The sequence below is a fragment of the Leifsonia aquatica H1aii genome, from assembly GCF_000633535.1.
GTDB classification, from domain to species: domain Bacteria; phylum Actinomycetota; class Actinomycetes; order Actinomycetales; family Microbacteriaceae; genus Leifsonia; species Leifsonia aquatica_A.
This window is the reverse complement of the sequence record NZ_AYMR01000025.1, coordinates 1-6,452: the sequence shown is the minus strand read 5'-3', so window position 1 is coordinate 6,452 and position 6,452 is coordinate 1. Positions and strand designations below refer to the sequence as shown.

At 65.8% G+C, this 6,452-nt stretch carries 7 protein-coding genes and 1 riboswitch; of the genes, 2 read left to right on the top strand and 5 right to left on the bottom strand.

All coding sequences use genetic code 11. The features are described 5' to 3' along the window. Positions 1-267: 267 nt before the first annotated feature. The 5 genes from eno to U870_RS22810 all read right to left on the bottom strand — a co-directional run bounded on the left by eno (position 268) and on the right by U870_RS22810 (position 3,825). Positions 268-1,644, bottom strand: coding sequence for a phosphopyruvate hydratase (gene eno, locus U870_RS0119200; RefSeq protein ID WP_240183759.1), 1,377 nt, complete (start codon positions 1,642-1,644; stop codon positions 268-270). Between the two features lie 157 nt (positions 1,645-1,801). Then, the gene (gene crcB, locus U870_RS0119195; RefSeq protein ID WP_025158995.1) at positions 1,802-2,182 is read right to left on the bottom strand and encodes a fluoride efflux transporter CrcB; all 381 of its coding nucleotides are present in this window, start codon (positions 2,180-2,182) and stop codon (positions 1,802-1,804) included. Continuing rightward, positions 2,179-2,649: a fluoride efflux transporter FluC gene (locus tag U870_RS22815; RefSeq protein WP_025158994.1), complete on the bottom strand. Its 471-nt coding sequence runs from the start codon at positions 2,647-2,649 to the stop codon at positions 2,179-2,181. The genes crcB and U870_RS22815 overlap by 4 nt, the downstream gene beginning before the upstream one ends. A gap of 34 nt (positions 2,650-2,683) precedes the next feature. Beyond that, the gene (locus U870_RS23770; RefSeq protein ID WP_162819195.1) at positions 2,684-3,460 is read right to left on the bottom strand and encodes a 2,3-bisphosphoglycerate-dependent phosphoglycerate mutase; all 777 of its coding nucleotides are present in this window, start codon (positions 3,458-3,460) and stop codon (positions 2,684-2,686) included. Next, complete coding sequence (locus U870_RS22810) at positions 3,457-3,825, bottom strand: universal stress protein (RefSeq protein ID WP_052357838.1); 369 nt, start codon at positions 3,823-3,825, stop codon at positions 3,457-3,459. Before U870_RS22810 ends, U870_RS23770 begins: the two co-directional genes overlap by 4 nt. 327 nt (positions 3,826-4,152) lie before the next feature. Further along, positions 4,153-4,215: riboswitch (Fluoride riboswitch) on the top strand. A gap of 34 nt (positions 4,216-4,249) precedes the next feature. Here U870_RS22810 and U870_RS22805 point away from each other — a divergent pair. Continuing rightward, the gene (locus U870_RS22805; RefSeq protein WP_052357836.1) at positions 4,250-5,614 is read left to right on the top strand and encodes a MutS-related protein; all 1,365 of its coding nucleotides are present in this window, start codon (positions 4,250-4,252) and stop codon (positions 5,612-5,614) included. Between the two features lie 163 nt (positions 5,615-5,777). Then, positions 5,778-6,452: hypothetical protein (locus tag U870_RS0119170; RefSeq protein WP_025158993.1), on the top strand; the 675-nt coding region annotated here is incomplete at its 3' end.

The window sequence follows — 6,452 nt, the reverse complement described above, 5'->3', positions numbered from 1 at the left end:
TGTCAGACACGCCCTAACCGAAAACGCCATAGACACCGATAGCGAGATAGTCCCGGGACGACCCAAGCAGAGCCGATGCTTCGACGTCACGGCAGAGGAGAAACCAGGCTTCAGCGACGTCATATCCGGATCCTTTGGAGCGTTTCGGCGAGATGCTACCGGCTCTCTTTCAACTCAAATCGAGGGGGAGCGCCTCGGTGTAAGGGCGCTCCCCCTCTCACTCCCGCGCCGGGTCACGTGGATAACCCGATGTGGGCGGAAGTGTTCTCAGGGCTCCAACGCCACTTCGGGTGCGTGGGTCGGAGCCAGCTCGAGCCCGTAGGGCAAAGACTTGTTGTCCAGCTCGATGTCGAGCAGGCGGTTGTACTTGACGACCCGCTCTCCTCGGGTGGGCGCGCCGGATTTGATCTGCCCGGTTCCTGTTCCGACGACGAGGTCGGCGATGAAGGAGTCGGTGGTTTCGCCGGAGCGGTGGGAGACCATCGACTGCATGCCGAATCGTCGGGCGGTTGCGATGGCGTCCAGCGTGGAGCTGACGGTGCCGATCTGGTTTGGCTTGATCAGTGCCGCATTGGAGTAGTGGTTCCGGGCGCCGTCGGAGATTCGCCGGGGGTCGGTCACGTAGAGGTCGTCGCCGACGAGTTGTGTGCGGTCGCCGACGGCGTCGTAGAGCAGCTTCCATCCGGCGTGATCGTCTTCGGCGAAGCCGTCTTCGATGGAGCGCAGCGGGTACTCGTCGAGGAGCTTCACGTAGTAGTCGACGAGCTCATCGCGACCCAAGAGCCTCCCCGCGATCTTGTACTTCCCCTCCCGCTCGTAGAACCCGTTCGCTGCGGGGTCGATGGCGATTGCGACGTCGTTGAGGCCGGGGGTGTACCCAGCGTCCTGGATGGCTTGTACCAGGAGTTCCATCGCTGCTTCCGGGCTGGCGATCTCGGGGGCGAAGCCGCCTTCGTCGCCGAGGCCGGCGGTGTGGAAGCGCGCCTTCACCCGGGCGGCCAGGGCGTGATAGATCTCCACTCCGGCCTCGACTGCGGCGGCCTCATCCGCGGCGCCCACGGGGGCGATCATGAACTCTTGGAACTCCAACGGGTTGGCCGCATGGGCGCCCCCGTTGAGCACGTTGAAGTGAGGGACGGGAAGTCTCTGAGCGCTGTCGGTGACGCGGGCGAGCCACACATGCAGCGGGATTTCGGAGGCGTGGGCGAACGCCCGGGCGGCGGCGATGGATACCGCCACCACCGCGTTGGCGCCGAGACGAGCAAGATTCTCGGTTCCGTCGAGTGTCCGAAGCGCGTCGTCCACTTCGCGCAGCGTCGTCCACTGGCGGCCCGCGAGCACGGGCGAGACCTCCGTCTCGACGCCGGCGACCGCGCGGTGGACGCTTCGACCGGAGTAGGACGGGCCGTCATCTCGGAGCTCGACCGCCTCGTAAGCCCCGGTCGATGCGCCAGCGGGTGCGGAGGCCGAGACCCGGATGCCGTCGTGCAGGTGAAGGGTGACCGAGACCGTTGGGTAGCCCCGAGAGTCGAGGATCTGGCGGGCGGTGACTCGCTCGATCGCCACTGGATGCGTCTCCGGGTGGCTGATGTAGTGGCCCTCGTGGGCCGGGTCGATGTGGCCGGTGTAGCCGTGCTCGTGCACGGTGTCTCCTATCTCCAGGCGTGTGTGATCGCGTGAGATAGGGACTGTTGTCGGCATCGAAGTTGGTGTCGGCGAGCCCCACCGCCGAAGCGCCGAAGCGCTGGTTGGGAGTGTGGCACACAATCGAGGGAAACGGAACACCGCCCGGGTGGCTTTCTCATACCAGCCAGCCGATCCACAGGCCGAGCCCCGCGGCGAGCAGCGCACCGGCGAGCATCCCGACGCTGTTGACGGCCGCTGCACGATACCGCCCCTCCTGCGCAAGGCGGACGGTCTCGAAGCTGGCGGTGCTGAATGTGGTGTAACCGCCGAGCAGCCCCACTCCGATCACGGCCCGCCACTCCGGCGCCACAAGCGCGGCGGTGGCGAGACCGGTCACGAGTCCGAGCATGAACGACCCGGAGACGTTGATGATGGTCGTCCCGAGCGGGAAAGAAATGGTCACCCGTGACCTCACGAAGCCGTCCACGACAAGGCGGCCGGCAGCGCCCGCTCCACCGGCAGCAGCGACCGCGAGCGCGAGCAGGAATCCGGTCACCGGATCCCTCCGAACGTGCGGCGGTTGATGGCGGTGCCGAGAGCAATACCGGCCAGCGAAGCGAACGCCCCGATGAGCAGAGTCGCGACGGCGCACGCGATGCTCCCCCCGACGTTGGAGGCGACGATGAGTCCATCGGTGTCGACAGCGAAGGAGCTGTAGGTCGTGAACCCGCCGAGTATCCCTGTTCCGACGAAGAGTCGTACGACTCGTCTCATGCCTTGGTCCGGGCCGCGGGAGAGCCCGGCGAGAAGCCAGCCAAGGGCAAACGCACCCACCACATTGATCGCGAAGGTGATCACGGGGATCCCGTCAACGGTCGGAACGGAGAGCGACAGGAGATACCGCATGGTGGTGCCGATGGCGCCGCCGGCGAAAACGAGGCCGATGTATCTCCAGTGAAGGTGGACAGAGCGCGTCCGCCTCGCCGGCGCATCGTCAGCGAAGACGTCAGGATCGACGGGCATGGTCGGGCTCTCGGTGCGCAGGAGCCGGCTCCTTTCACGACGGGACACCATTCAGGTGCCCCCTTGGCTTCGAAGGACTTCTGCGGCGACGGCTGCCGCCTCGGGGTCGAGGTAGGTCGAGCACTGCAACCGGAAGCGGCCGCCGCTTCGCTCGAACCGGCAGCGCAACGGGTGTCCGGTGGGGATGTTGAGCTGCTCCACCTTGCTCGCGCGTCAGCTGCTGCACCACGAACAGCAATGCGCGCAGGGAGTTGCCATGCGCGATCACCAGAATCGGGCGCCCTGCACCGACTGCAGGGAGGAGTACGTCGTCGAGAAACGGTGTGATTCGTCGCACAACATCAGCGAGGGATTCCGTGGCTGTGAGCGCCCTCGCAGGCAACCGATTGAACGGTGGCCTGCCACGGAGTCGAGTCATCTCGGCCGCCGACATGGGCGGTGGCGCGACGTCGTAGGAGCGACGCCACTGCCGGTAACGTGCCTGGCCTGCACGTCGCGCGACCTCGGTCTTCGAGAAGCCGGTGAGCGCACCGTAGTTGCGCTCACCGAGTCGCCAGTCGATTTCAAGGTTCGAGGGCAGGTCCATCACCGCGCTCATCTCCTGAGCGGTCTGGGTGGTGCGCTGCAGCGCTGAGCAGAACACGCGAGCGGGATGAACGCCGGCTTCCAGCAGGAGCATCGCGGCGCGGTGCGCTTCTTCCCGCCCGAGCTCGGTCAACTCCGGGTCCAGGACGCCCGTGAATAGTCCTCGCGCGTTGGCCGTGCTCTCACCGTGGCGGAGCAGATAGACCTCGGCGAACTGTTCCGTCACTCCCACGGCAAGGCTCGGCCATCGTCGACCGGGGACAGCGGTACGACGAGGACGGGTCGATGTTGCCGGTGAGCGAGATGGACAGCGACGGAGGACCGGAAGAACTCACGCATGCTGGTGCGCAGCCCAGCCTCGTGAGTTCCCACAACAATCATCCGGGCGTCGAGCTTCTCCGCGAGGTGACCGAGAGCACGCGCGGGATCGCCGGTAAGGGTGCGTGGACTCCGGGAGACGCCCGTTTCCGAGAGCAGCTTCTCGATCCGTTGGGTCAGCGCAGGGTCGGAGACGTCTTCGTCGAACTCCGGAAGATCGGGATCGATCGGGACGGAGTGGACGGTGCCCGTCGTTGTCTTCAGCGACGGCATAGCGGTTCGGGTCGACCGTTGCGCAGACCAGGTCACACCCCAGGTCCGCCGCCAGGCGCGATGCGACGACGAGGACGGCGTCCGCGAGATCCTTCGCCATTCCGACGAGGATGACACCGGGCGGGGGTGGCTCGGGCCTGTGATCGGTCATCGTGCTCCTATCTCCGGGCGCACAGGCGTGCGCGTCTCATGAGATAGGGACCGTTGTCGGCGAAGCCGAGGTTGGTTGCGGCGAGCCCCACCACCGCGACGGTGAACCGTCAGTTCCCATCATGCCAGAAGCCGTCGAAGGTACAAGTCCACTGGTCGCGGTGTTATGGTTACGGCACGCACCACGGTGATGAGGCTCACCGGCAACCGCGGGTCCCCGCTGATGGCTTCTACCTGAATGTGACGCTGCACGCGTCCAGGTAGAGGAGCGCCGATGAACGACCGCGAGGTAACGCCCACCAGCCTGCTGTTCCCACCCGGGCAGTCGAAGCAACTGGCGGAAGAACAACCAGGATGCTTCCCTGATCTCGGCCTGGATCACATCGTCACCGATGTCCTCGGCGACGACCCGCTGGAGTTGGCCCCGGTGTTCTGGACCGTGGCCGATGCTGCCACGGTCGAGTACCGCCACGGGGTGTTCGCCGACCTCGACACTCCAGAGGTGATCGCTGCCTGTCGCACGTTCGTCACAGGAATGGCGGCGGTGCGGGAATCTCTCGGCTTAGCCCGGCGATTGCGGTATCCGCGGCAGGCCCAGCGGGTTCTGTTGGATGCCGCCCGTCGATACGCCGGTGTCGTGAGCAGCGCCGCCGACGATCTGAATACGTGCTCGCTCCGTTCCGAAGCGTTGCGAACCGCCGCGCAGGTACTGGCTGAGTATGTCGACTCTGAACCATTCACACGCCTGAGCATGGATACCATGTCCATCACTGCACAGCTGGACGCGGTGAAGTACGACTTCCATATTCAAGGCGGAAGCGTCACCGTTCTAGCAGACGCAAGCGGCACGGATCAGAGTGCCGCGGTCACCGCCGGCTTCGCCCGCTTTAAGCAGACGGACGCGGGTTCGCATCGCACACGGTTCGTCGACACACTGGAGATGAACCGCGTAGAAGCGGGAGTCCCCGACCTCGTTGCGGAGGTCTTCCCCTCCGCATTCCAAGCGCTCGAACGCTTCGTCGACGAGCATGCCGGATTCCTACCCACGACTGTCGCGCGATATGAACGCGGACTGCACCTGTACCTCTCCGTCCTGGATCACCTGAAGGCGGCGGCCGGGACGACCCTATCCACCTGCTTGCCCGAGCTCACCACGGACCGAAGTGTGCAGGTCGTCGACGGCTACGACCTGCAACTCGCCGCCCAGCCGAAAACCCGCGCGTCCATCGTCCCGAACGAAATCCGTCTCGCGCCGGGCGAGCAGTTCCTTGTCGTCACCGGGGCCAACCAGGGCGGCAAGTCGACCTTCGCCCGCGTGTTCGGGCAGCTGCACTGGATGGCCGCGCTCGGATTCCCGGTCGCCGCACGCACCGCACGGCTGGCTCGTTTCGATCTCCTGCTGACGCATTTTGAGCGCCAGGAGGACCTCGCTCTGCTGCGAGGCCGCCTCGAAGACGACCTCATCCGGGTACGAGACATCCTCGAGCGCGTGACCTCAGACTCCATCGTCATCGCGAACGAGCTCTTCAGCTCGATCACCGCCCAGGACGCGCTCTCCCTGAACGAACGCGTCCTCCACGCGTTGCTGGAAGCCAGGGCCATCGGGGTCACGGTCACCTTCCTGGACGAGCTGGCATGATGGCACCGCCAATGGTGAGCGTCGTGGCAGAGGTCTCTGCGGACGACCCCACGCACCGCACATTCCGTGTCGTCCGCCGGCCACCGGATGGGCTCGCGCACGCAACCGCGATCGCCGAGAAGTACGGATTATCGCCGCAGCGCATCCGGGAACGGGTCCTCTCATGAGGCCGCGACTGCTGTATAGCGACCGTGACGCCACGGTCGAATACCAACCTGATGAGCGTGCGCGCGACCGATTCGTCGACCTTGAGCTTGGCGCTCTCGTGCGGTCGATGGCCCACGACGATACGACCGTCGAGACCGTCGCGACGGCGATGCTGCACCAACCGCTCAACGACCCAGCCGCCATCGCCTACCGACAGGCGGCGGTGCGGGACGCCCTAGCGAATTCCGAGACGATCCTGGAGCTCTATCAGGCGCCGAAGCGCGCCCTTGACGAGGTCAAGAAGGCGTACGGCTGGGGGCTGTTCATGCCCGCCGGGGTGGTCCATCACTCCATCGAGGTGCTCCGTATCCACGTTGGGCACCTTCGAGCGTTGCGCGAACTCGCACGCGCGAACGCCGCGACGTTCCAGTCGCAGGCGTTCACCGATTTCTTCGCTGCACTCGAACAGGACGTGTCGGACGGGTGGCTTGAACACGTCACCGTGCTACTCACTGAGTTGACCTTCCCCCACGGCGTCAATGCAGCCGCCACGCTCGGCACCGCGAACAAGGCCACCGGTATCACCCTGACTCGGCCACCGCTGACCCGACCCCCGCTCCTGGTGCGCCTGGGGTTCCGACGACCCGACCACACCTTCACCCTTCCCGACCGCGCCCCCATACCCGTGTTC

What these genes read in the sequence shown, in the direction of transcription:
- U870_RS22815 (WP_025158994.1), bottom strand. Translation starts at nt 2,649, where the DNA reads ATGCCCGTCGATCCTGACGTCTTCGCTGACGATGCGCCGGCGAGGCGG.
- U870_RS22810 (WP_052357838.1), bottom strand. Translation starts at nt 3,825, where the DNA reads ATGCCGTCGCTGAAGACAACGACGGGCACCGTCCACTCCGTCCCGATC.
- U870_RS22805 (WP_052357836.1), top strand. Translation starts at nt 4,250, where the DNA reads ATGAACGACCGCGAGGTAACGCCCACCAGCCTGCTGTTCCCACCCGGG.